This is a genomic window from Sphingobium sp. KKT206, assembly GCF_055640555.1.
In genome coordinates this window covers 820,037-841,852 of record NZ_CM145764.1, presented here as the reverse complement: position 1 = coordinate 841,852, position 21,816 = coordinate 820,037, and the positions used below count along the sequence as shown (strand labels likewise).

Here is a 21,816-nt window from a genome sequence, read left to right as displayed (position 1 = left end):
CAGCGAGAGAGACAGGATCAGGCGCTTACATATTGGGATAATTCGGTCCTCCGCCGCCTTCGGGTACGACCCAATTGATATTCTGGGTCGGGTCCTTGATATCGCACGTCTTGCAGTGGACGCAATTCTGCGCGTTGATCTGGAAACGGGGATTGCCCTCTTCCTCACCCACCACTTCATAGACGCCTGCCGGACAATAACGCTGCGCCGGTTCGTCATAAAGGGGCAGATTATAGCTGATCGGGATCGCCGGGTCCTTCAGCTGCAGATGGACCGGCTGGTCCTCCTCATGATTGGTGTTCGACAGGAACACCGAGGACAGGCGATCGAAGCTGACCACGCCATCGGGCTTGGGATAGGCGATCTTGGCGCAGGCGTCCTTGTGCCAGATCTTCTCATTGTCGGGCTTGTGTTTCATCGTGAAGGGCAGGCCGATCTTGAGCGTCCGCATCCACATGTCGATGCCCGCCAGCAGCGTGCCGGTCGTGCCGCCAAATTTGGACAGCAGCGGTTCGGCATTTTTGACAAGCTTCAATTCGTCGGCGATCCAGCTCGACCGCACGGCGGCGTCATAGTCGGTAAGGCTGTCACTCGTCCGTCCCGCCTGCACAGCGGCAAAGGCGGCTTCGGCCGCCAGCATGCCCGACTTCATCGCCGTATGCGTGCCCTTGATGCGGGGCACGTTAACAAAGCCAGCAGAACAGCCGATCAGCGCGCCGCCGGGGAAGTCCAGCTTGGGCACTGACTGCCAGCCGCCTTCGTTGATTGCGCGCGCACCATAGGACACACGACGACCGCCTTCGAGAAACTTGCGGATGTCGGGATGCTGTTTCCAGCGCTGAAATTCTTCGAACGGGTAGAGATGCGGGTTGCGGTAACCCAGTCCCACAACGAAGCCCAATGCCACCTGGCCATTGGCCTGATGATAGAGGAAGCCGCCGCCATAGGCATCGGTCAGCGGCCAGCCCTGACTGTGGATCACCAGGCCGGGCTGATGCAGCGCCGGATCAATGTCCCACAATTCCTTCATGCCCAGGCCATAGACCTGCGGCTCGCTGTCCGCGTCCAGCGCAAACTGGCGCTTCAATATCTTAGTGAGGTGCCCGCGCGCACCTTCGGCGAAGAAGGTATATTTGGCGTGGAGTTCTAGGCCGGGCTGATAATCGCCCTTATGCTTGCCTTCGCGATCGACGCCCATGTCGCCGGTGGCGACACCCTTCACGCTGCCATCTTCATGATAGAGGATTTCGGCGGCGGCAAAGCCGGGGAAGATTTCGACACCCAGCCCCTCGGCCTGCTCGGCCAGCCAGCGGCACAGATTGCCGAGCGATCCGGTATAGGTGCCCTTATTATGCATCCAGCCCGGCGTCATGATGTGCGGCATGGCCATTTTGCCGGACTTGGTCAGGAACCAATGCTGGTTGTCGGTCACCGGCGTCTGCGCCAGCGAACAATCCATGTCGCGCCATTGCGGCAGCAACTCATCGAGCGCCTTGGGATCGATCACCGCGCCCGACAGGATATGCGCCCCGATTTCGGAGCCTTTTTCCAGTACGCATACGGCCAGCTCCTGGCCCGCGTCAGTGGCAAGCTGTTTCAGCCGGATCGCCGCAGACAGTCCAGCTGGTCCACCGCCGACGATGACGATGTCATAGGGCATCGATTCCCGTTCGCTCATAGTCCCTCCATATCGGCGTCCGGCGGGCTGCACCCCGATCTTCCGATCGCCTTATTACTCCAACACTCTACCATCACAGGCGATGAAGCACCTTGACCCCCTCGTCAACCTCTGGCCCTTAGGAGCATATGCGGGGATCAATGCAGGACAATGCGGCGCTGGGTGCCGACGCCTATCTGGCGTGGTGGCAGCTTGCCGGCGTGGAAGGCGCGGTGGCGGAAACGCCCGTCAACTGGTTGCGTCCGGTCTTGGCCGCTACGGCATCAGCGGCGCAATCGAGCGTCCCGATTGCTCCCCCAGTCGCCAAACCGCAGGATTTGCAGGCGTTTCAGACGTGGCTCGCAAGCGATGCGGGGCAGCCCGAACAACGCTGGGCGGGCCGCGCGATTCTGCCGACCGGGCCGATCGATGCGCCCTTGATGATCGTCACCGACATGCCCGATCCCGCCGATATCGAGCAAGGAATGCTATTGGCCGATCGGGCGGGTGCCTTGTTCGATTCGATGCTGCGCGCCATCGGCCTCGACCGGGCACATTGCTATATCGCCTCCCTGTTTTTTGCCCGCCCGCCCGGCGGCATGGTGGAGGCAAGCGACATCGCGAGCGCCGCCACGCGCATGGCCACCCATGTCCATCTCGCCCGGCCCCGCCGCCTGCTTCTGCTCGGCGATCGGACGATCCGTGCGCTGATGCAGACGGGCGGTGGCGAGGCGTCTACTGCTTTACCCGGCTTTAACCATGATGGCGGCATTGTGCCCGTCGTCGCCACATTTCACCCCCGCCTGCTGCTCACGCAACCAGCGGCCAAGGCGCAATGCTGGCGCGCTTTGCAAAGCCTTATCGAGGAAACCGACCATGACTAGAGCCGCGACGCGCCTGTCCTGCCTGGCCCTGTTCGCAATGGGTGTTGCCGCCGCGCTGCCCGTGTCGGCGGAAACGACCGGCACCTTGCCGCCGGCATCGGCGGCTTTGGTCAGCAACTCCCCGCTTGTCCTGTCGGACGGGGACAAGGCCCGCTATCGCAGCATCTTCGTCGCCCTGCGCGATCAGAAATGGTCCGACGCCCGCGCGATGATCGACGCGCTGGACGCGAAGGATGCTATGCAGCCGCTGGCGTTGTCCGAACTCTATCTCGCAAAGGGATCGCCCAGGGTCGAACTGTTCGACCTGCTCGACCTGGTGAACAAAGCCGCCTGGCTCCCCAAGGCCGACCAACTTTCCCGCCTGGCGCAAAAGCGCGGCGCGACCATCCTGCCGATCCTGCCGCAAGTGCAGAAGATGGTCTGGCTGGGCGCCGCCCCCCGCCGCGAATATGTCGCCGCGGTCAAGACCGACATGCTGGCCCAGGCGCTCGCGGGCCAAATTCAAACGTACATCAAAGCGGACAACCCCATCGGCGCCGAAGCGCTGCTGGCAAGCGGCGAAGCGGGCCTGACGCCTGAAGGCCTGACTGAGGTACGCCAGCGGGTTGCCTGGGCCTATTATATCGAAAGCGACGATAGCAATGCCCGGCGCATGGCCGCGCGCGCGTTGGAAGCGCGGGCTGGCGGCGACTGGAGCGTACAGGCCCACTGGACCGCTGGCCTTGCCGCCTGGCGTCAGAATGACTGTCGCGCCGCCGCCCCGTCCTTCGCCAATGTCGCGGCGCTGGCCGGTAACAACGACATGCGCGCGGCCGGTGCCTATTGGGCGTCGCGCGCCTATATGGTGTGCGGCGAAGCGGACAAGGTCCAAAATTATCTCAAGCTCGCCAGCCGGTCGGAAGAGACCTTTTACGGTCTGCTGGCCCGCGAATCGCTTGGCCTGCCACTCGGCGCTGCGCCTGTCACCAACCGGTTCGGCGCGTCCGAATGGCAATTGCTCAAGGACAGCCCCAATGCCCGCGCCGCCATTGCGCTGAGCGCCATCGGCGAAAACGCCCGTGCCGAAGAATTGCTGCGCCATCAGGCGAAGATTGGTGGCACCGGCCATTATGACGCACTGATCCGCCTCGCCAGCGCGCTCAGCCTGCCCGAAACCCAATTATGGCTCGCCCATAACGGCCCCGCTGGCAAGCAGCCCGAAAGTTTCGCCCGCTTCCCCGCCCCCAACTGGCAGCCCGATGGCGGCTGGCGCGTCGACCCGGCGCTGATCTACGCCCACACCTTGCAGGAATCGGGCTTCCGATCGCAGGTCGTTTCGAGCGCAGGCGCGCGCGGCCTGATGCAGGTGCGGCCCGGCACCGGCAGCGACATGGGCCTCGCCTCGGCTGACCAATTGTTCGTGCCGTCGACCAACATGGAATTTGGCCAGCGCTATCTCGAAGCGCTGCGCGACATGAGCGCGACCGGCGGACTGCTGCCCAAGGTCATGGCGGCGTATAATGCCGGGCCGATGCCTGTCGAACGCTGGAACAGCGAAGTGAAGGACAAGGGCGACCCGCTGCTCTTCATGGAATCGCTACCCTATTATGAAACCCGCGCCTATGTGAACATCGTCATGCGCAATTACTGGATGTATCAGATCCAGGGCAAGGGCAGCGCCGATTGCCTGACCGGCATGGCCCAGGGCTTGTGGCCGACCTTCCCGACTTCCAAGGGCATGAAGCTGGTGCGGCTGAGCAAGGCCGATGGGCGTGGCAGCATGGGTGGCGGTTCGGACTGATGCCGATCGATGAAAGCCGGGCCTTCATCCCTGTACGCATCGCTGTACTGACAGTGTCGGACACGCGCGGACTGGCCGATGATCGCTCCGGCGACGCGCTGGTCGAACGGCTGGAAAAAGCGGGCCATATCCTCGCCGGTCGCTATGTCGAACGCGACGACAAGGCGGCGATCGTGGCACGACTGCACACCTGGATCGACGACCCGAAGGTCGACGTGATCCTGACCACCGGCGGCACCGGCGTTACCGGGCGCGACGTGACCCCCGAAGCGGTGGCGCAGGTGCAGGACAAGGAAATTCCGGGTTTCGGCGAACTGTTCCGTTGGCTCAGCTACCAGAAGATCGGCACCTCCACGATCCAGTCCCGCGCCACCGCCTGCGTCGCGCGCGGCACCTATATCTTCGCCCTGCCCGGCTCCACCGGCGCGGTGAAGGATGCCTGGGACGGCATATTGATCACCCAACTCGACAGCCGGTTTCGTCCCTGCAATTTTGTCGAACTGATGCCGCGCCTCAACGAGCGCTGAGACGCCCCTTCCCTGCCGTGCGGGGATGACAAAAGCGCGTCGCTCTGGCATCCGCGCTTCCCAGCACAACAGGGACGGCGTCTTCATGATCAGCATCGGAATTTTCGGGGCCGCAGGCCGCATGGGGCAGACAATCGCCGCAGTCGCGACGGAAGCGGGCTTGGGCCTGGCGGGCGGCACCGACCGCGCAGGCAGCGGCGAGATCGCGCCGGGTATCCCGATCACGACCGATGTCGCAGCACTGGCCCAGGCAAGCGACGTGCTTATCGATTTCTCCGTCCCCGGCGCGCTGTCCGCCCATCTCGATGCCTGCATCGCCGCCCACAAGCCGATCCTGATCGGCACGACCGGGCTGGAGCCTGTCCATCACGCGCTGATCGATCAGGCGGCGCTGGTCATTCCCGTGCTCCAGACCGGCAATACATCGCTCGGCGTCAACCTGCTCGCCGCCCTCGTGGAACAAGCCGCCGCTGGGCTGGGGGACGACTGGGATATCGAAATCGTGGAGATGCACCACCGGCACAAAGTCGATGCCCCTTCCGGCACCGCCCTGCTGCTCGGTGAGGCGGCAGCGCGCGGACGCGGTATCGACCTTGCCGACCATAGCGAACGCGGCCGCGATGGCATTACAGGCGCACGGGCCAAGGGCGCGATCGGCTTTGCCGCCTTGCGCGGCGGATCGGTGGCGGGCGACCATCAGGTCATTTTCGCCAGCGAAGGCGAGCGGATCGAAATCGGCCACCGCGCCGAGAACCGCTCCATCTTCGCGCGCGGCGCGATCAAGGGCGCGCAGTGGCTCGTCGATCAGCCCGCCGGGCGTTACGACATGAAGGGCGTGCTGGGCCTCTGACCGCCATGAATAAGGCGCAGATCTTCGACTTTTTCAGCCGCCTGGCCGAAGCCAATCCGGCGCCGGTCACCGAACTGGAATATGGCAACGACTATCAGTTGCTGGTCGCCGTCGTGCTGTCCGCGCAGGCCACCGATGTCGGCGTCAACAAGGCGACCCGTGCCCTGTTCCGCGACGTCCAAACGCCCCAGCAAATGGTCGATCTAGGCGAAGACGCGCTCAAGCAGCATATCAAGACGATCGGCCTGTTCAACGGCAAGGCGAAGAATGTCATCGCCCTGTCGGAGATACTGGTCCGCGATTTCGGCGGAGAAGTGCCGCAGGATCGCGACACGTTGACCACCCTCCCCGGCGTCGGGCGCAAAACCGCCAATGTCGTGGTCAACACCGCGTTCGGGCAGGAAGCCTTCGCCGTCGATACCCATATCTTCCGCGTCGGCAACCGCACTGGCCTCGCCCCCGGCAAGACGGTGCTGGCGGTCGAGCTGAAACTCGAAAAGCGCGTGCCGGCACCATTCCGGCGCGACGCGCATCATTGGCTGATCCTGCATGGCCGCTATGTGTGCAAGGCGCGCCGCCCCGAATGCTGGCGCTGCATCGTCGCCGACCTGTGCCGGTTCAAGCCCAAGACGCCCGCACCAAAACCACCCCCTGCCGCCTTGCCGTTATCGCCCAGTTCAGCAGACAGCGAATAAAGGGACGGAACAGCGCCTGCCAGAACGTCGATTCGGCAAAAGCCATGGAGAGACAGCATGATCATTTCGCGAGCCTATCCCCTCGCCTTCGGCCTCGCTTTGGCGGCTGCCGCGACACCGGCCATCGCCAAGGACAGGCCCGACCCCTATGTGGCAAAGGGCGAAGCGGTCACTTGCATCCCGATCCGGTCGATCCGATCGACCAATGTGCGCGACGATCGGACCATCGACTTCATTATGAACGGCCGCAAACTCTACCGCAACACGCTGCCCAACAGCTGCCCCAGCCTGGGCTTCGAAAAGCGATTCTCCTACCAGACCAGCATTTCGCAGCTTTGTTCGGTCGATATCATCACGGTGTTGTGGAACGCTGGGCCAGGCCTGCAACCGGGCGCAAGCTGTGGCCTGGGCAAATTCCAGCCGATGGAAAAGGCGGCGAAATAAGATGGGGCGCGGGTGAATTGAGGCTGGCGCAGGCCCATGGCCTTTGCTAAGCGCCATGTCCGACCAGCGTCATGCACCCATAGCTCAGCTGGATAGAGCGTTGCCCTCCGAAGGCTCGCGTCCAACGCGAGAGCAGCGATTTTATACAGTATTTACGAGGGTTTAGGAAGACGGAAGAAAGGACGGACGAAAAAACTCACCAAATTCTCACCGCGCTCGGACTGTCGGATTCGATCGCGGATTGACCTACCCCGGCGCAAATCTTACGGCTCCAAGCCATACGCACCCATAGCTCAGCTGGATAGAGCGTCGCCCTCCGAAGGCGAAGGCCAGAGGTTCGAATCCTCTTGGGTGCGCCAAAACTCCCAATGAAATCAGTGAGTTAAGACTGTCGCAGCAGCCTTGGTGCGCCGCCTCTCGAAGTCCAAAACTCACCACGCTGGCGGCGGCGCGACGCGAAGCCCCTGCATTTCCGCGGAAAACTTGTCGAACCGAACTCACCACGCCCTTTCGCGGCTGTGATGATCCGATGGGGGCGTCCTAATTCCGGGCTGGATGAAACGCATGGTCATCGGCAATCGAGACCCCGCGGATTGCGGCCGGCCAAGCGGACCATCGACGCCGGCTAAATGCTGTGTTGGCGAAGGGCAGAGAGGGCAGTAACGACCCCTTGTACGAATTCGCGTTACACAGCGAATCACCGACGCTAGATTCCCGAAAAGTTCTCCAACCCGAGGCCGGAACATTGAACTGACCTATGACAACCGCGCGCCACATCGTTGCACTGCTGCAAAGCCATATAGACGGGGATGAGGACCGCTTCCTCTCCGTGGCGACGCAACTAGCCGCGCACGAGGCGAGGCAGGGTCATGGGAAGCTCGCGCAGGAACTGCGCGAGTTGGTCGATGCCGCCAAGGGCAAAAGCGCGACGGTGGCGCGGCGCGGAGCCGGCCCCGTGCCGTTGGCGCAGCCGAAGGGCGAACTCGCAGGGCTTCTGGAAGCCCGCTATTCCGATGTCCGGCTGTCCAGCATGGTGCTCAAGCCCGAACTTGATGAGCGGCTTGCGCGCGTCCTTCGGGAACAGCGCCAGCAGGAGCGGCTCCGCGCGCGGGGGCTCGCCCCGCGCCGCAAGCTCTTGCTTGTCGGCCCTCCTGGCGCAGGCAAGACAATGACCGCCGCCGCCTTGGCCGGTGAGTTGAAGCTGCCCCTTTTCACGGTTCTTTACGATGGATTGATCGGCAAGCTCATGGGCGAGACCGCCACACGGCTTCGGCTTGTCTTCGACGCCGTTGCCATGCAGCGCGGTGTATACTTCTTCGACGAGTTCGACGCGATCGGCGCGCAACGGGCCGGGCCGAACGACGTTGGGGAAATTCGCCGGGTGCTCAATTCCTTCCTCCAGTTTCTCGAAAATGACGATGGCCCGAGCCTCATCGTTGCCGCGACCAATCACCCCGAATTGCTCGACAAGGCGCTCTATCGACGGTTCGACGATGTCATCAGCTACGATCTTCCTGATCCCTCGGTTGTGCAGGGCATCCTCGAAGCCCGGCTCGCGACCTTCGATCTCAAGCCGATCGAATGGGCGCCTGTTCTCGAATCCGCCGCCCATCTCTCCCAAGCCGAAGTCGCCAGAGCTGCCGACGAGGCGGCAAAAGTCGCGGTGCTGGATGGCCACGATGGCGTGACGACCGCGACGCTGCTGACCGCTCTGACGGAGCGGCGCGCGGCCATCCTCTAAGCAACGAGGCCCGATGGCTGTACCTCCCCGCGACCGCCCCCATTTCCACGTCGAAGGCGGCGGCCAAAGCGAGGCGTACACGTCACCCCGCCTGGTCATCAGCGGCCTCCCTCCGGCGCGGGCGCGTGCCGCGCACGCTGCACGGTTGGAACAGGCAATCGGAACGGCGCTCGCCGCCGGCCGCCAACGGCTCGCAGAGCGGGAAGACGGCGTCGCCGAGGGCAAGCCAGGCTTCTATCTGGAGTTCGATATCCCCGTAGCCGAGCGCGCCGCAGTCGAAGCCTTGGAGAATAAGCCCAAGGCTATCGAGCTGGTAGCGGTTCGACCTACGGCGGAGGGCGACGAGATGGTCTCGGCCACTGTATTCGTTCCGGAAGCTGCTGCCGATTTCTTCGTCAAGAAGATCGAAGCCTATCGCGATGAGGAGACGCGCACCGGCAAGCCCAAGAACGAGGCCCTGATCGCTCGGATCGACGACATCAGGGTCGCGGTCGCACGCTCGCTATTTACCGATGAAGCGCAGCACTTTCCCGCCGACGGCCGTCAGGTGTGGTGGGAAGTCTGGCTTCGGGATGGCGGTCTCGCGATCTTCCAGTCTGTCGCCGCCAAGCTCGATGTCGCGATCAAGGAGCACGTCATCAGCTTTCCCGAGCGCGATGTCGCGTTGGCGCTCGCCGATGAAGCGACGATGGATCGGCTGATACGCAATTCCGACGCCGTGGCTGAACTGCGTCTCGCCAAGGACACTCCATCCCTCTTTCTCGAAATGCGCACGGTCGATCAGGCCGCTTGGGCGAACGACTTGGCTGATCGGATCGCACCGCCGCCCCCCTTGGCACCGGCAGTCTGCATACTGGACAGCGGAGCGACCCAGGCCCACCCCCTGCTCGCGCCGGGCCTCGATCCTGCCGATCAGCATAGCTACGACGGTGACTGGGGCGTCGGCGACAGCGCCTTCTGGAATGGTCACGGCACGTCGATGGCTGGCGTCGCGCTTTATGGCGATCTCGAAGCGGCGCTTTCCCACGGCGAGCCGGTCGCACTTGGTCATCGCCTCGAAACGGTGAAGATCCTGCCGCCAACCGGGCAGAACGAGCCGCGACTTTACGGAGCGATCACGGCCACCGGTATCGCTCGTGCCGAAGACCATGCTCCCCGTCGCCGGCGCGTGTTCTGCATGGCCGTGACCAGCGACGTCGGCTTGCGCCGGGGCCGGCCGTCCTCCTGGTCCTCGTCAATGGATCAGCTCTGCTATGGCGGCGGTGACAGGCGACGCCTGATGGTCCTAGCGGCGGGCAATCTTCGCGGCGACATCAATCCGGCCGACTATCCTGACCGCAACGACCTCGAAGAGGTCGAAAGCCCGGCGCAGGCTTGGAATCCGCTCGTCGTCGGGGCCAGCACCGACAAGATCACGATCACCCATCCCGACTATGACGGATGGACGCCCGTCGCCCCGGCCGGCGACCTCTCGCCGGCAAGCCGAACGTCGGCCATCTGGGATCGGCAATGGCCGATCCGTCCGGATGTCGTGTTCGAAGGCGGCAACTTCGCGCATGACGGTGCCAACCCGGCCTCGGCGATCGACGACCTCCAACTCCTCACGACCCACTATCGTCCCAACATGCGCCTGTTCGAAGCGTTCGGCGACACTAGCGGCGCTGCCGCGCTCGGCGCGAACCTCGCCGCCGGCGTTATCGCAGCCCGTCCGACACTCTGGCCGGAAACGGTGCGCGCGCTCATTGTCCATTCCGCCGAATGGACGCCGGCGATGCGCCAGCGCTTCGACGCGGCCGGCTCGCAAGCTCAGAAGCTGGCCATGCTACGCCGCTACGGCTGGGGCGTGCCTGACCTTGGCCGGGCGCTGATGAGCGCGTCCAACGACGCGACTTTGATGGTCGAGGACGCCCTGTTGCCATTCCGCAAGGACGGCTCGACGATCAAAACACGCGATATGAATCTGCATCGACTGCCCTGGCCGCGCGCCGAACTGGCTGCGCTTGGCGATCTCGATGTGGAGCTGCGGATCACCCTGTCCTATTTCGTTGAGCCCAATCCCGGTGAACGGGGCTGGACGCGGCGCCACCGCTACGCTTCGCACAATCTCCGCTTTGCGGTGAAGCGGTCGCTCGAAGGCTTGGAAGCGTTCCGGCAGCGGATCAACAAGGCGGCTCAGGACGAAGAGGCTGGCGCTGTCGGCGCTGCCGCGGGCGGTGACTCCTGGGTTCTGGGTACGATCCGTGACCGCGGTTCGATCCATAGCGACATTTGGCGTGGCAGCGCGGCCGCCCTCGCCGAGCGCGACGCGATCGGAGTCTTCCCCGTCAGCGGATGGTGGAAGGAGAAGCCTTCGCTCCAGCGCTGGGATCGTTCCGCCCGCTACGCATTGTGTGTGTCGATCCGCGCGCCCGAGGCCGACATCGACCTCTATACCGCCATCGCCAATCAGATCGCGGTCCCGATCCCGGCGGCTTAGCGGTCAGTCGAGCCAAGCGGCATAAGCGCCCACGTCGATCATCGGGACGGTCGCGCTCGCCTGAAGGCGGGAGATGAGGTCGAGCAGGAACCGCGTCGCCGCTCGCACGCCGACCTGCGCCTGCGAGCAACCGTCCGTGTCGCAGCCGAACACTCCGTGCGCTGCGACGCATCCGATATCGAGGCGGTGCTGCCCATCGAGCGCTGCGAGCGCATCGGTCAGCGGCTGGCCGAGCGGTGGATTCCATTCGCTCTCGAACGTGAGCAGTCCGCCGATAATGGCCGGCAATGGTCGCGGATCGTAGATGCCGCCCGCGTGCGGTATCGGCAGGCTCGTCCGATGGAGTGCGCGAACGCTGGCCACCTTGTCCGCCGCATAGGCGACATGCTGCGCATTGATCGCCTGCTTGGTCTCGAACACAGCATAGACGCTCTCTGCCGGTACGATGAACTGATCTTTGAAATTGAAGATAAAGGGCGAATATTGGCGATCGAAGATGACGATATCGATCTGGTGGCTGAAGGCGCCCTTGCTGTCGACCACATGTGCGCCGGCAGCGCGATACCGTTCGGGCAAATAGCCCTGCAATAGCTCCAGCCACACAGCTTCGCTGGCGTCACCCTTCGTTCCGCCGTGACCGAAGCTGCCGCGCGCGATGCCCAGCTTCGCTTCGATCTCGTCGTGCAGGCTTTGCAGCAAAGTTTTGAGGGACCATTCGGTCATTGCACGAAGCCGCTCCAATTGCCGCCCAGCGCAGCTTCCGCCAACCGCCGCACCGCTTGCTTCTCCGTGCCGGTGAGATCATCCGATATGACATTGTTTCCATTGGCGGGATCGATCACCCGTGCTGCAGTGAACTTGTCCCTGAGATACTCCAGCACCGTCACGACATTCTCCGCCAAGTCAGGCGATGTCCTCCCGCTCAAGGCTGCGATCACGGTCAGCTCAAGATAGAAAGATGGGAATTCGAGCCGCTTCTGGTTGCGCCACAGTTTCAGGAGCCGCGACTCGCGCTGATGGCCCGCCATGACGACGGTGTTGATATGTGTCGTCACATTTGTCTTCGTCCAGGTATCGGCCGTGCGCCGGTAGAGGCTGTGATCCGTCGTCCAGGCGGACTGCCGCTTGCCGGGGACGAGATCGACATCGAAGCCGCCGATCGTCGCGTTGATCGACGCATTCTGCCGCTTTGGCACATAGCCGGCGCCTGCAATGGCGTTGAAGAGCGAGCCGTAAATATCCTTCAAAGTCTCGGGCGTGTCTTCGTGCAGCGAAATGAAAAGGTCGATGTCAGTGCCGCTTCGGTTGGCCGTGCCTTTGGCAAACGAGCCGCTCGGAGAAATCGACAGTAAGAAACGGTTTGCCCATTGCTGAAGCACAGGCGCGATTATTGTCTGGACCTGCCGAACAGGTGAGAACGCGCTGGTATCAACGGCCTCCCTAGCCAGAATCGCGTTTAAGTAGGCGCTGCTCATCACATATGCCTAGCGCTGCAATCTTTCTCCCGGAAGCACCGATGCAACGGCAAGAATAGGTATGGCGTCGCTTGACGGGGTCCGTCGCGGCCAATCGGCTGCAATCCCATGACGCGGGCCGCGTGCTCCTCGATTTTTCCGCCAGGATCGACTACATGGAGCCCGTATCCCCCGGTGGTCCCTGCTTTGCATACCGCCGGGGCACTTTATTTCTAGCCACAGCCTGAAGCCTTCGCAACGCGCTTCCAGCGTGCGGATCGTGCTGTTTCCGTCTTCATCCCAAACGGTTTGAGGGGGAAAGCCTTCCCCTACCGTCGAGTCCCTGACAGGTCTCGCCGGACCCCTTCGAGCGGGGACACCCCGCAACGCCCCAGATAGCACGCGGGGATCTAGGGAGCGCACACTGGCGGCTGAAGCCGCGCAGGGGTCGCGCGTTTTTATCTGCCCGCGTTTGCACACTTGCTCTGGCCGGAGGGCGCGGCGACGGCTGGCCCCCAGGCCCGCGCGCACGCCGCCGCGCCGGCCGTCCGCCGCAAGGGTGCGTCGTTTGTGGCGCCGCGAGCGGCGCGGAGCTTGGGACTCCGCCCCTGGCGCACTTCGGAACGTCTTCCGCCCAGCTTCCTCCGCTTCGCTCCGTGCAGCCGGTTCCCCGCGAAGCCGTCCCTCCGTTTGCACCCCCGGTCTCGCCGACGGGCAGGGTTTCAGCGCGGCGCTTCCGCTGCGCGGAAACCTAAGCCCAAGGAGTAAGGAAATGACCAATACCATCGAAACCGTGGCGACCGAGCAGAGCGCGCAAGACGGTCAGACCGTGTTCGTCCCCCTGAACAAGCTCAAGAAGTCCCCGAAGAACGTCCGCAAGGTGCCGCATACCGACGAGTTCATTGCAGCGCTCGCCGCGTCCGTCGCGGCCAAGGGGCTTTATCAGAACCTCGTCGTCGAGCCGGAGGTGAAGAACGGCAAGCCGACCGGCTGCTATCTCGTCACCGCTGGCGAAGGGCGCAGGCTCGCCTATCTGCTGCGCGCCAAGCGCAAGGAGATCAGGAAGAACCACCTTGTCCGCTGCTGGCTCGACACCGAGAACGATCCGGCCGAGGTGAGCTTGGATGAGAACTACAATCGGGAGCAGCTTCATCCGGCCGATCAGTTCGAGCGCTTCCACGAGCTTTCCCGCGACAAGGGATGGGGCGCGGAGGAAATCGGCGCGCGGTTCGGCGTGTCGCCCGAGATCGTCAAGCGGCGGCTGCGGCTCGGCGCGGTCAGCCCGAAGCTGATGGACGTCTATCGGCAGGACGGGTTGACGCTCGACCAGTTGGCGGCGTTCGTCATCACCGACGACCATGCCCGTCAGGAGCAGGTTTTCGATAACCTGTCGTGGAACAAGGAGCCGTGGATCATCCGGCGCGACCTCACCGCGAGCAACGTGCCCGCGAGCGACCGGCGGGCCGTGTTCATCGGCGCCGATGCCTACGCCGAGGCCGGGGGCAATGTCATTCGCGACCTGTTCACCGAGGATGACGGCGGTTTCTTCGGGGATGCGGGCTTGCTCGACACGCTTGCCGTGGAGCGGTTGCGCGAGATCGCCGGGGAGATATTGGCCGAGGGCTGGAAATGGGCCGAGGCGAGTATCGACTATCCGCACGGTCATGGGATGCGGCGCTACTATCCGCAACCTGTTGGCCTGTCCGACGAGGACGAGGCGCGGCTGTCCGAGGCGGCGGCGGCACACGACGCCCTGATCGAAGGCTATGACTCCTACGAGGACATGCCCGAGGACGTGGCGGTGAAGGCGCAGGCGTTGAGCAACGAGATCGACGCGATCAGCGCCAAGCGCTCGGCCTACGATCCCGCCATCATCGAGCGTGGCGGCGTGTTCGTCTCCCTCGGCTCCAATGGCGAGGTGAAGATCGAGCGCGGCTATGTCCGCGCCGAGGACGAGCCGCAGCCCGAGGTTGCCACCGAGGACGAGGGCGATGACATCGCGGAGGACGGCGAAGCCGTGGAGGACGACGAGGACGCCGACGAGGAAGAAGAGGTGGACGAGGCCGACGCGGGCAAGCCCATTTCGGACAGCCTCGTTCGTGACCTCACGGCCCACCGGACGCTCGGCCTCCGTCTCGCGTTGGGCGCGCAGCCCGACATGGCGATGGTGGCCCTCACCCACGCGCTGGTGCTGGACCTGTTCTATCATGGGTTCGGCAAGTCCTGCCTCGCCATCACCGCCAAGAGCGAAGACATCGCCAGCCATGCCGAGGGCATCGCGGACAGCGGCGCGGGCGAAGCGCTCGCGGCGCGGCACGATCAATGGGGCGCGCAGCTTCCCGACGATACGGCGGACCTGTGGCCGTTTCTCGCGGCGCTGGACGGCGACAGCCGCACCGAGCTTCTGGCGCATTGCGTGTCGCTCACCGTCAATGCGGTGAAGGTGCCTTGGGAGCGTTCCACCGCCCGCATCGAGGCGGCGGACGGACTGGCCAAGGCCGTTGACCTCGACATGACCGCGACGTGGACCGCGACCGCCCGCAGCTATTTCGGGCGCGTCACCAAGGCCCATATCGGGCAGGCCGTCAGCGAGGCCGTTTCGGTCGAGGCAGCCGAGCGCATCCTGCCGATGAAGAAGGCGGACATGGCCGACGCGGCGGAGCAGCTTGTCGCCGGGACGGGCTGGCTTCCCGTCCTGTTGCGCGCGCCGGAGGGTGAACCCGAGGCGGTGGAGGCGGAGGATTTCGCAGCGGACGCGCAGCCGTCCGAAGCGGAGGCCCCCGACACCGAAGCGCAGGACGGCGCGGACGCCGTGGCGCAGCCGACCGGGATCGAGGCGGACGCCATCGCGCCGGAACCGGAGGACGAGGGTCAGCCGCATTATGCGGTTGCGGCCGAATAGGTGACGGGCCGGGACCGCGCGAGCGGTTCCGGCCTTTCCCTTCGTGAAGGCCGGATAATTCGCGGCCGCGCTCTTGTCCGGGCGCGGCCGCTCTGGCGTTCAGGAAAAATGCGCTCGCCGGGCGTGGCCCGGCTCGCGATGCGTTGGCGGCTGGCCCCGCTTCCCGCTAATCATCCGGCATGGCGATAGCATCGGACAGCGCGCGAATCGACACGGCCTCACGCACGATCCTGGCTCCGCCGCGCGACATCTTCCGGGCCATGACCGACGCCGAATCGGTGGCGTCCTGGCGGCCGCCAAAGGGGATGCACGCGCGCATCGAGTCGTTCGACGCACGCGCTGGCGGCGGCTATCGCATGGCCTTCATCTATGACGATCCCGCGCCCGGCGTGGTCGGAAAGTCCTCCGAACGGGAGGACCGCTTCGCCGGCCAGTTCGTCGAGCTGCTCCCCTACGAGCGCATCGTGGAAGATGTGGTGTTCGCTTCCGACGATCCTGCCTTCGCCGGAACGATGCGGGTGACGACGACGCTGACGCCCGTTGCCGATGGCACCCGCGTCACCATCCTCTGCGCGAACGTGCCGCCGGGTATCAGCGCCGACGACCACCAGGCCGGAATGGCATCGACGCTGCGCAACCTCGCCGCCTTCATCGAATAGCGCTGGCCGAATGGGCCAGTCCGACGGTGGCTGATCGGATGCTCCAGACGCGCTTGGGCTTCGATCCGGCGAGCGCGACCGCGCCGTTCGTCGCCACGCTGGTCGATGTCACCGGGATCGTCATTTATTACTGCGTCGTCCTGCTCATTCTCCAAAGCACGCTTCTCTGATGTGATCGGTTCGCCTTGGCGCGACATGAGGTGGCGTCAGGGATGCCGCAACGTCGTCTTCCCCGCATCTGCTCTCGGCACGCCGCCACACGGCCTCTGAAAAGGCTTGTCTGGCCGAGGTCCGCCTGCCTCCCCGCAACGGCGTCGCACGGCTTTTTTCCGCCGCCGGCCCTGCCGGCTTTGCATCGCGAAGCAAAAAAGCCGTCCGCCACCGCCAGCCACTTCGTTCCGCCCTTCGGGTGCAGGTCAGTCGTCCCCCGTCCGGTCGACAGCCATCGAGGCCGCAATGGCGTGGTCCCGAGGCAAGAAAGGACTGACGATATGATCCGCGGCATCTTCACCACCACCAATCGCGGCTACACCGGCGAAATCCGCTTCTTCGGCACGCGCGAGCAGGTCGAGCTTCGCCCGATCGACGGCAAGGACAATGACAAGGCTCCCGACTTCCGCATCGTGGCGGCCGACGACGAGCGCATCGAGTTCGGCGCCGCCTGGAAGAAGACCAGCAAGGAGCAGCGCGATTACGTCTCGTTCAAGCTGACCCTTCCCGGCGGCACGCCGGTCTATCTCCGGCTGTTCGAGAACGAGACCACTGGCGACTACGAGCTGGTGTCCGACTGATCCCACCGGCGCCCCGCCACACGGCGGGGCGCACCTTCTCCAGCCTCCGAAAAAGCGACCGGGGGCCATGCGTGATCGTATAGCCCGGCCGGCTTCCGGCGGATGGCGCTGAGAACCTCGCAGTCGACGGCTGCCGCCGTTCATTCCTCGGCGCGACGTTGCGCGCTCGCGCCCCCGAACGCCGCGAGCCGCAGGCCCGTCATGCGTCGCCGGGGCGGCGCGGTTGCTTAGTCCGTATGTCCTTTTCCGCCGGCGCTGCGCCGTCGGCCGCAGGATGCTGCATCTTCAGTCGATGCAGCACCATCGGAGGAAGGCATGGGCACGCTCTATATCGGCCTGGACGTTCACAAGGTCAGCATCTCGGTCAGTATTGCAGAGGATGGCCGGGACGGCGCCGTCCGGTTCTTGGGTGAGATTCCCAACACGCCAACAGACGTCGCCAAGCTGGCCAAGCGGCTGGCGAAGGACGGGAGCCGGTTGGAGTTCTGTTACGAGGCCGGCTGCTGCGGCTACGGAATCTATCGGCAGCTGACCGAGCTTGGTCATGGCTGCACGGTCGTCGCGCCGACGCTGATCCCGCGGAAGCCGGGGGATAGGGTGAAGACCGACCGTCGCGACGCCCAGAAGCTAGCGGTGCTCCATCGGTCGGGAGATCTCACGCGGGTGTGGGTGCCCGATCCTGTGCATGAAGCCATGCGGGATCTCGTGCGAGCCCGGCTTGACGCCGTGATGGCGTTGATGCGGGCCCGCCAGCAGCTCTTGGCGTTCCTCCTGCGCCATGGGCGCACCTACGAGAAGGGCAAGAATTGGACTCAGCGCCATCGCGTGTGGCTGGCGGGCCAGGTGTTCGACCAGCCCGTCCACCAGATCGTCTTCCAGGACTATGTCGAGGCGATCTTCACCGCTCAGGATCGGCGCGACCAGCTGGTGGCGCGGATCACCTCGCTCATCCCGACTTGGTCGATGGGCGCCGTGGTCGAGGCGCTGCGTGGGCTTCGCGGCCTGGATACGATCTCGGCCGTCACCTTCGTCGCCGGCATTGGCGACCTCAGCCGGTTCGATAGTCCCAGCCAGCTCATGGCCTATCTCGGCTTGGTCCCCTCGGAGCGCTCCAGCGGCGATCACGTCCGTCGCGGCGGCATCACCAAGACCGGCAACGGCGAGGCGCGGCGGATGTTGGTGGAAGCGGCCTGGAGCTATCGCTACCCGCCGCGCGTGGCGCAGGAGAAGGTGGAGGTGCTGGTGCGCCTGCCCAAGCCCGTGCGTGACATCGCCTGGAAGGCCCAGGTCCGGCTCTGCGACCGCTATCGGAAGCTCACCCATGCGGGGAAGAAGCCCACGGTGGTGGTCACTGCCATTGCCCGTGAACTGGCAGGCTTTGCCTGGGCGATCGGACAGCAGGTCAAGCCGGCCGCGCCCTGAGGCGCCCACGCCCACCGGGCTGTTCGGCCGGGGGCGGGATGGAGGTCAGGGTGATCCTCGAGAGCCCCTTGGGCCAGCCTTTGGCTGACGCCCGTGCTTAGTGAGAGGCAGCCCGCGACGACACACGTTCATGCGGTACCCAACCCGCGTATGGAAGTCTGATCGACCGTCGCCTTCGCCATCCCGCCTTCGACCCAACAGCAAGACCAGACAGCCCATCTCCGCGCCTGCGGCGCGGAGATGTTTTCTCACGTCTAAGCACTTGCAAAAGGACATGGAGGGGCTCTGCCCCCAGCGCCCTTCGGAGCGGCTTCCGCCCAGCTTCCTCCACGCTTCGCGTTCCGTGCAGCCGGTTCCCCGCGAAGCCGCCCACTCCGGTTGCACCCCCGGTCTCGCCGACGGGCAGGGTTTCAGCGCGGCGCTCCGCTGCGCGGAAACCCAAGCCCACGGAAGGAAAGACCATGAGCATCCACCACCTCGCCACCCGGTTCGGCCGCAACGCCCATCAGATCAGCGGGCGCGAGCCGCTCGACAACGAGGCGCTCTATCGCCACGTCCCATCCATCTTCGCCAACGAGGCGCACGACAGCCGTTCGGAGCGCTATGTCTATGTCCCGACCATCGACATCGTGGAGGGGCTGCGCCGAGAGGGATGGTTCCCGTTCTTCGCCGTCCAGTCGGTCCCGCGTGACGGCAGCCGCCACGGCCACGCCAAGCATATGCTGCGGCTGCGCCGGGACGGAGGCATCGGCAAGCCCGAGGCCGCCGAGGTCATCATCGTCAACAGCCATGACGGGACTAGCGCCTATCAGATGTTCGCCGGGATGCTGCGGTTTGTCTGCACCAACAGCATGATCGCGGGCGAGCGGTTCGAGGAAGTCCGCGTGCCGCATAAGGGCAATATCCAGCACGACATCATCGAAGGCGTTTACACCGTGGCGGAGGACTTCCCCCGGCTGATCGACGCCAGCGAGACGATGAAGGAGGTTCGGCTTTCCGAAGATGAGCAGCGCTTGCTTGGCGAGGTCAGCCTTGTCGCCCGCTATGGCGATGATGAAAGCCCGCTTACCCCCGAGCAGATCATCGAGCCGCGCCGTCACGAGGATCGGGACAGCAGCCTGTGGACCACCTTCAACGTGATACAGGAGAACATCATTCGGGGCGGGCTGCATGGCAGCAAGCGCAATGCCGAAGGCCATATCCGTCGCAGCCGTTCGCGACCGATCAACGGCATCGACCAGAATGTGACGCTCAACCGCGCGCTCTGGACGCTGGCCGAAGGGATGCAACGCCTCAAGACAGGTTGACGCCCATTGCCGCAGGGCTGGACCGTCCGGCCCTGCGGCTTCGCTTCCTGTCGCCGGCATAACGCCGCCGACTCGGATGCCCGTATCGGCAGCGGCCGCGCGGCCCGATGGTCCGCGCGGCCGCTGGAAAAGGCGCGCTCGCCGGACGTTCGCTCGGCTCGCGTTTGTCGGTTCCCCTTATACCAAGGCGACTATAATAGTCGTTTTCATGGCGCATAGGCCCGGCCTCGTGAACGTGATCGCGTATGATCACTTCCCGCCAGGTGCGGGCCGCTCGCGCGCTTCTCAATTGGACCCAGGAGATGCTTGCCGACGAGGCCCTTGTTGCGTTGACTGCGCTCAAACGTCTCGAATCCGAGAATAACCTGCCCGTGCGCGAAGATACCCGCCATCAGGTGGTCAAGGCGCTGGAGGACGCAGGCATCGTCTTCCTTGATTCGGAACGCGGCGAAGGCGTCATGCTGGTGCGCGGCGCGGCAGAGAAATCGAGGAAGTAATGGGCGTCGATGTTCGCTTTATTATGCTCTCAGCATCGTGCCGCCATAGCGAAGACAGTGTAATTGCTTCGGTCCATTATGGTGTATAGCCTGCCAATCTGCGGGCGCAGGGAGCAATTGCTGAAAGCGAAGCGAGGCAATGGCCATAACTGCTTTCGAGGACAGCGCGCCTGATGCGCCGCACGTCACCGAGTATGACGAACGCCATCACCGCACCTACTGGCGACTGTTAGACGCGGCAGCGGAAAAAGCCGATTGGCGCGAGGCCGTGCGGATCATTTTCGGGATTGACCCGGAGAGGGAACCCGAACGCGCCCAGTTGGTCTACGACTCCCATCTTGCGCGCGCGAGATGGATGTCTGAGACCGGATATCGCCATTATCTACGTCCATCTGGCTCATAACGACCATTCTGTCAGCATCGCAAAAGCGCAGAAATCAGGCCAAATCGCTGACTTGAATCGGCTATGCGCCCACCCATTCGGCAGGGCTTCTCCATGCCCCCGCGACTGAGAAAATCTTCCAACGCGCTCCGCAGAGGGCCATGCTTGGGAGGGTCTCGATGCCGCCTGAGAAGGACTGGCGCGCGCCCCCGGACGAGGCCGGGGACGACGCGCTGCAATATTCGGATATCGCCATCGGCTATCTCAGCCGCAACGTGCGCTATCGCTCCGACTACCGCCGTGCGCTCGGCCGCGTGAAACGCGGCACGATCTCCGCCGACAATGCGACCGCCAACCTCGTGCAGCGCTGGGGCATCAGCTACCACGCCGCCCCCGGCTCGGCCTTCGACCGCAAGCTGGCGGTCGCGCGCCCAGACCTGTCGCCGGCCAGCATCGTCCTCGCGCCCGCGCTTGCCGGAATCGGCGCGCAACCTCTCGACATGCGAGCGCTCGGCGACGTTCGCGCGCGGATCAGGATGGGCGACTTCCTTCATATCATCCTCGCCGATCCCGATGGCGACGAGCATCTTTGCATGTGCGGTCCGTGTCACGGACCGATGGCCGTGATGCTGCCGATCGGACCTAACCCCTTCGCACGCCTCGCGTCGGTCGAGCGCCTGTGCCGCCGCCTCAACGGCATGGCGGCCGGCCCGCCAGCGTGGCGCCCGCCGCCCTTCCGGCGCCTGCACCTCGTCACCTTGCTGCAAGTGCTCGACGGCCACCAGGCAGGCGCCACTCAACGCGAGCTGGCCGCCTCGCTGATCCATCGCAGGGTCCGCCGCTACAGCGCCGCCGAATGGGTTGAAAGCAAGGAGCGCAAGCGCGTCCGCCGCTGGCTGGCCGAAGCCGTCGAGCTGCGGGACGGCGGCTATCTCCGCCTGCTGCGCGGCGGCTGACAGGGGACATTGCCGCTCCCCTCGGCGCTGTCCCTTCTCCGCGCCGGGGTCATTTCGCCAGGATCACCTCCTGTCCGCCGGACCCCTTTTTCGGGGCCGGCCATCATCAGGAGGATCATCATGGCCGAGCCTGTCGCCGCCACAACGCCACGCTATCTCAAGACGCCCGACGCGGCGATCCATCTCGGTCTCTCGGCCCGCACGCTGGAGAAGCACCGCTGCTACGGCACCGGCCCGGTGTTCCGCAGGCTCGGCGGCCGGATCGTCTATGCGATCGACGACCTCGACTCCTGGGCCGCGCTCGGCACCCGCCGCTCGACCTCCGATCCGGGCAACGGCGTCGTCTATCCCGCCAAGCGCCTCCCCACCGATTGCGTGCGCCGCTGAGCGCC

General features: G+C 64.7%; 21 protein-coding genes and 1 tRNA gene. 19 read left to right on the top strand and 3 right to left on the bottom strand.

Annotation, left to right across the window (positions count from 1 at the left end; translation table 11 throughout):
- Positions 1 to 25 precede the first annotated feature (25 nt).
- Positions 26 to 1,678, bottom strand: coding sequence for an electron transfer flavoprotein-ubiquinone oxidoreductase (locus ACZ2HM_RS03980; protein WP_470426292.1), 1,653 nt, complete (start codon positions 1,676 to 1,678; stop codon positions 26 to 28).
- Positions 1,679 to 1,806: 128 nt separating this feature from the next.
- Between ACZ2HM_RS03980 and ACZ2HM_RS03975 the strand changes: the two genes are divergently transcribed.
- The 9 genes from ACZ2HM_RS03975 (at position 1,807) to ACZ2HM_RS03935 (ending at position 11,054) form a co-directional block, all read left to right on the top strand.
- Entirely contained in the window at positions 1,807 to 2,541 is a 735-nt protein-coding gene (locus tag ACZ2HM_RS03975; protein ID WP_237748919.1) for a uracil-DNA glycosylase family protein, read from the top strand.
- Positions 2,534 to 4,321: a lytic transglycosylase domain-containing protein gene (locus tag ACZ2HM_RS03970; RefSeq protein ID WP_037476969.1), complete on the top strand. Its 1,788-nt coding sequence runs from the start codon at positions 2,534 to 2,536 to the stop codon at positions 4,319 to 4,321. The genes ACZ2HM_RS03975 and ACZ2HM_RS03970 overlap by 8 nt, the downstream gene beginning before the upstream one ends.
- On the top strand, positions 4,321 to 4,848 hold the full coding sequence (moaB, locus tag ACZ2HM_RS03965) for a molybdenum cofactor biosynthesis protein B (RefSeq protein WP_037476968.1): 528 nt from the start codon (positions 4,321 to 4,323) through the stop codon (positions 4,846 to 4,848). Before ACZ2HM_RS03970 ends, moaB begins: the two co-directional genes overlap by 1 nt.
- A gap of 85 nt (positions 4,849 to 4,933) precedes the next feature.
- Positions 4,934 to 5,698 carry a 4-hydroxy-tetrahydrodipicolinate reductase gene (dapB, locus tag ACZ2HM_RS03960; protein ID WP_470426291.1) on the top strand — a complete coding sequence of 255 codons (765 nt, stop codon included), beginning with the start codon at positions 4,934 to 4,936 and terminating at the stop codon, positions 5,696 to 5,698.
- Positions 5,699 to 5,703: 5 nt separating this feature from the next.
- Positions 5,704 to 6,393, top strand: coding sequence for an endonuclease III (nth, locus tag ACZ2HM_RS03955; protein WP_470426290.1), 690 nt, complete (start codon positions 5,704 to 5,706; stop codon positions 6,391 to 6,393).
- A gap of 57 nt (positions 6,394 to 6,450) precedes the next feature.
- Entirely contained in the window at positions 6,451 to 6,837 is a 387-nt protein-coding gene (locus ACZ2HM_RS03950; RefSeq protein ID WP_037473884.1) for a hypothetical protein, read from the top strand.
- A gap of 282 nt (positions 6,838 to 7,119) precedes the next feature.
- A tRNA-Arg gene (locus ACZ2HM_RS03945) sits at positions 7,120 to 7,196 on the top strand.
- Positions 7,197 to 7,594: 398 nt separating this feature from the next.
- A complete protein-coding gene (locus tag ACZ2HM_RS03940) occupies positions 7,595 to 8,578 on the top strand; it encodes an AAA family ATPase (RefSeq protein WP_017500486.1) in 984 nt (327 codons plus the stop codon).
- Between the two features lie 13 nt (positions 8,579 to 8,591).
- Positions 8,592 to 11,054, top strand: coding sequence for a S8 family peptidase (locus ACZ2HM_RS03935; protein ID WP_026109029.1), 2,463 nt, complete (start codon positions 8,592 to 8,594; stop codon positions 11,052 to 11,054).
- Positions 11,055 to 11,057: 3 nt separating this feature from the next.
- Here ACZ2HM_RS03935 and ACZ2HM_RS03930 read toward each other — a convergent pair whose 3' ends face one another.
- Both ACZ2HM_RS03930 and ACZ2HM_RS03925 read right to left on the bottom strand, forming a co-directional pair.
- Entirely contained in the window at positions 11,058 to 11,777 is a 720-nt protein-coding gene (locus ACZ2HM_RS03930; protein WP_017500488.1) for a DUF6602 domain-containing protein, read from the bottom strand.
- Positions 11,774 to 12,529: a nucleotidyltransferase domain-containing protein gene (locus ACZ2HM_RS03925; RefSeq protein WP_026109030.1), complete on the bottom strand. Its 756-nt coding sequence runs from the start codon at positions 12,527 to 12,529 to the stop codon at positions 11,774 to 11,776. The genes ACZ2HM_RS03930 and ACZ2HM_RS03925 overlap by 4 nt, the downstream gene beginning before the upstream one ends.
- A gap of 751 nt (positions 12,530 to 13,280) precedes the next feature.
- Here ACZ2HM_RS03925 and ACZ2HM_RS03920 point away from each other — a divergent pair.
- The 10 genes from ACZ2HM_RS03920 (at position 13,281) to ACZ2HM_RS03875 (ending at position 21,811) form a co-directional block, all read left to right on the top strand.
- Complete coding sequence (locus tag ACZ2HM_RS03920) at positions 13,281 to 15,410, top strand: ParB/RepB/Spo0J family partition protein (protein WP_470426289.1); 2,130 nt, start codon at positions 13,281 to 13,283, stop codon at positions 15,408 to 15,410.
- A 179-nt stretch (positions 15,411 to 15,589) separates the two neighbouring features.
- Complete coding sequence (locus ACZ2HM_RS03915; protein WP_017502723.1) at positions 15,590 to 16,069, top strand: SRPBCC family protein; 480 nt, start codon at positions 15,590 to 15,592, stop codon at positions 16,067 to 16,069.
- A 26-nt stretch (positions 16,070 to 16,095) separates the two neighbouring features.
- Entirely contained in the window at positions 16,096 to 16,239 is a 144-nt protein-coding gene (locus tag ACZ2HM_RS03910; RefSeq protein WP_156440760.1) for a magnesium transporter, read from the top strand.
- Between the two features lie 321 nt (positions 16,240 to 16,560).
- Positions 16,561 to 16,860 (top strand): DUF736 domain-containing protein, encoded by a 300-nt coding sequence (locus ACZ2HM_RS03905; RefSeq protein ID WP_017502721.1) that lies wholly within the window; start codon positions 16,561 to 16,563, stop codon positions 16,858 to 16,860.
- Positions 16,861 to 17,175: 315 nt separating this feature from the next.
- Entirely contained in the window at positions 17,176 to 18,282 is a 1,107-nt protein-coding gene (locus ACZ2HM_RS03900; RefSeq protein ID WP_151884995.1) for an IS110 family RNA-guided transposase, read from the top strand.
- 461 nt (positions 18,283 to 18,743) lie between these two features.
- Positions 18,744 to 19,589, top strand: coding sequence for a DUF932 domain-containing protein (locus ACZ2HM_RS03895; protein WP_017502719.1), 846 nt, complete (start codon positions 18,744 to 18,746; stop codon positions 19,587 to 19,589).
- A gap of 245 nt (positions 19,590 to 19,834) precedes the next feature.
- Positions 19,835 to 20,086 (top strand): helix-turn-helix domain-containing protein, encoded by a 252-nt coding sequence (locus ACZ2HM_RS03890; RefSeq protein WP_017502718.1) that lies wholly within the window; start codon positions 19,835 to 19,837, stop codon positions 20,084 to 20,086.
- A 139-nt stretch (positions 20,087 to 20,225) separates the two neighbouring features.
- Positions 20,226 to 20,489 (top strand): hypothetical protein, encoded by a 264-nt coding sequence (locus ACZ2HM_RS03885; RefSeq protein ID WP_017502717.1) that lies wholly within the window; start codon positions 20,226 to 20,228, stop codon positions 20,487 to 20,489.
- 158 nt (positions 20,490 to 20,647) lie between these two features.
- On the top strand, positions 20,648 to 21,424 hold the full coding sequence (locus ACZ2HM_RS03880; RefSeq protein WP_017502716.1) for a DUF2285 domain-containing protein: 777 nt from the start codon (positions 20,648 to 20,650) through the stop codon (positions 21,422 to 21,424).
- Positions 21,425 to 21,544: 120 nt separating this feature from the next.
- Complete coding sequence (locus ACZ2HM_RS03875) at positions 21,545 to 21,811, top strand: helix-turn-helix transcriptional regulator (RefSeq protein WP_017502715.1); 267 nt, start codon at positions 21,545 to 21,547, stop codon at positions 21,809 to 21,811.
- Positions 21,812 to 21,816 lie beyond the last annotated feature (5 nt).

Bases quoted from the DNA above. Each gene is read 5' to 3' on its own strand.
- ACZ2HM_RS03980 (WP_470426292.1), bottom strand. From the start codon at position 1,678: ATGAGCGAACGGGAATCGATGCCCTATGACATCGTCATCGTCGGCGGT.
- ACZ2HM_RS03975 (WP_237748919.1), top strand. From the start codon at position 1,807: ATGCGGGGATCAATGCAGGACAATGCGGCGCTGGGTGCCGACGCCTAT.
- ACZ2HM_RS03970 (WP_037476969.1), top strand. From the start codon at position 2,534: ATGACTAGAGCCGCGACGCGCCTGTCCTGCCTGGCCCTGTTCGCAATG.
- moaB (WP_037476968.1), top strand. From the start codon at position 4,321: ATGCCGATCGATGAAAGCCGGGCCTTCATCCCTGTACGCATCGCTGTA.
- dapB (WP_470426291.1), top strand. From the start codon at position 4,934: ATGATCAGCATCGGAATTTTCGGGGCCGCAGGCCGCATGGGGCAGACA.
- nth (WP_470426290.1), top strand. From the start codon at position 5,704: ATGAATAAGGCGCAGATCTTCGACTTTTTCAGCCGCCTGGCCGAAGCC.
- ACZ2HM_RS03950 (WP_037473884.1), top strand. From the start codon at position 6,451: ATGATCATTTCGCGAGCCTATCCCCTCGCCTTCGGCCTCGCTTTGGCG.
- ACZ2HM_RS03940 (WP_017500486.1), top strand. From the start codon at position 7,595: ATGACAACCGCGCGCCACATCGTTGCACTGCTGCAAAGCCATATAGAC.
- ACZ2HM_RS03935 (WP_026109029.1), top strand. From the start codon at position 8,592: ATGGCTGTACCTCCCCGCGACCGCCCCCATTTCCACGTCGAAGGCGGC.
- ACZ2HM_RS03930 (WP_017500488.1), bottom strand. From the start codon at position 11,777: ATGACCGAATGGTCCCTCAAAACTTTGCTGCAAAGCCTGCACGACGAG.
- ACZ2HM_RS03925 (WP_026109030.1), bottom strand. From the start codon at position 12,529: ATGAGCAGCGCCTACTTAAACGCGATTCTGGCTAGGGAGGCCGTTGAT.
- ACZ2HM_RS03920 (WP_470426289.1), top strand. From the start codon at position 13,281: ATGACCAATACCATCGAAACCGTGGCGACCGAGCAGAGCGCGCAAGAC.
- ACZ2HM_RS03915 (WP_017502723.1), top strand. From the start codon at position 15,590: ATGGCGATAGCATCGGACAGCGCGCGAATCGACACGGCCTCACGCACG.
- ACZ2HM_RS03905 (WP_017502721.1), top strand. From the start codon at position 16,561: ATGATCCGCGGCATCTTCACCACCACCAATCGCGGCTACACCGGCGAA.
- ACZ2HM_RS03900 (WP_151884995.1), top strand. From the start codon at position 17,176: ATGGGCACGCTCTATATCGGCCTGGACGTTCACAAGGTCAGCATCTCG.
- ACZ2HM_RS03895 (WP_017502719.1), top strand. From the start codon at position 18,744: ATGAGCATCCACCACCTCGCCACCCGGTTCGGCCGCAACGCCCATCAG.
- ACZ2HM_RS03890 (WP_017502718.1), top strand. From the start codon at position 19,835: ATGATCACTTCCCGCCAGGTGCGGGCCGCTCGCGCGCTTCTCAATTGG.
- ACZ2HM_RS03885 (WP_017502717.1), top strand. From the start codon at position 20,226: ATGGCCATAACTGCTTTCGAGGACAGCGCGCCTGATGCGCCGCACGTC.
- ACZ2HM_RS03880 (WP_017502716.1), top strand. From the start codon at position 20,648: ATGCCGCCTGAGAAGGACTGGCGCGCGCCCCCGGACGAGGCCGGGGAC.
- ACZ2HM_RS03875 (WP_017502715.1), top strand. From the start codon at position 21,545: ATGGCCGAGCCTGTCGCCGCCACAACGCCACGCTATCTCAAGACGCCC.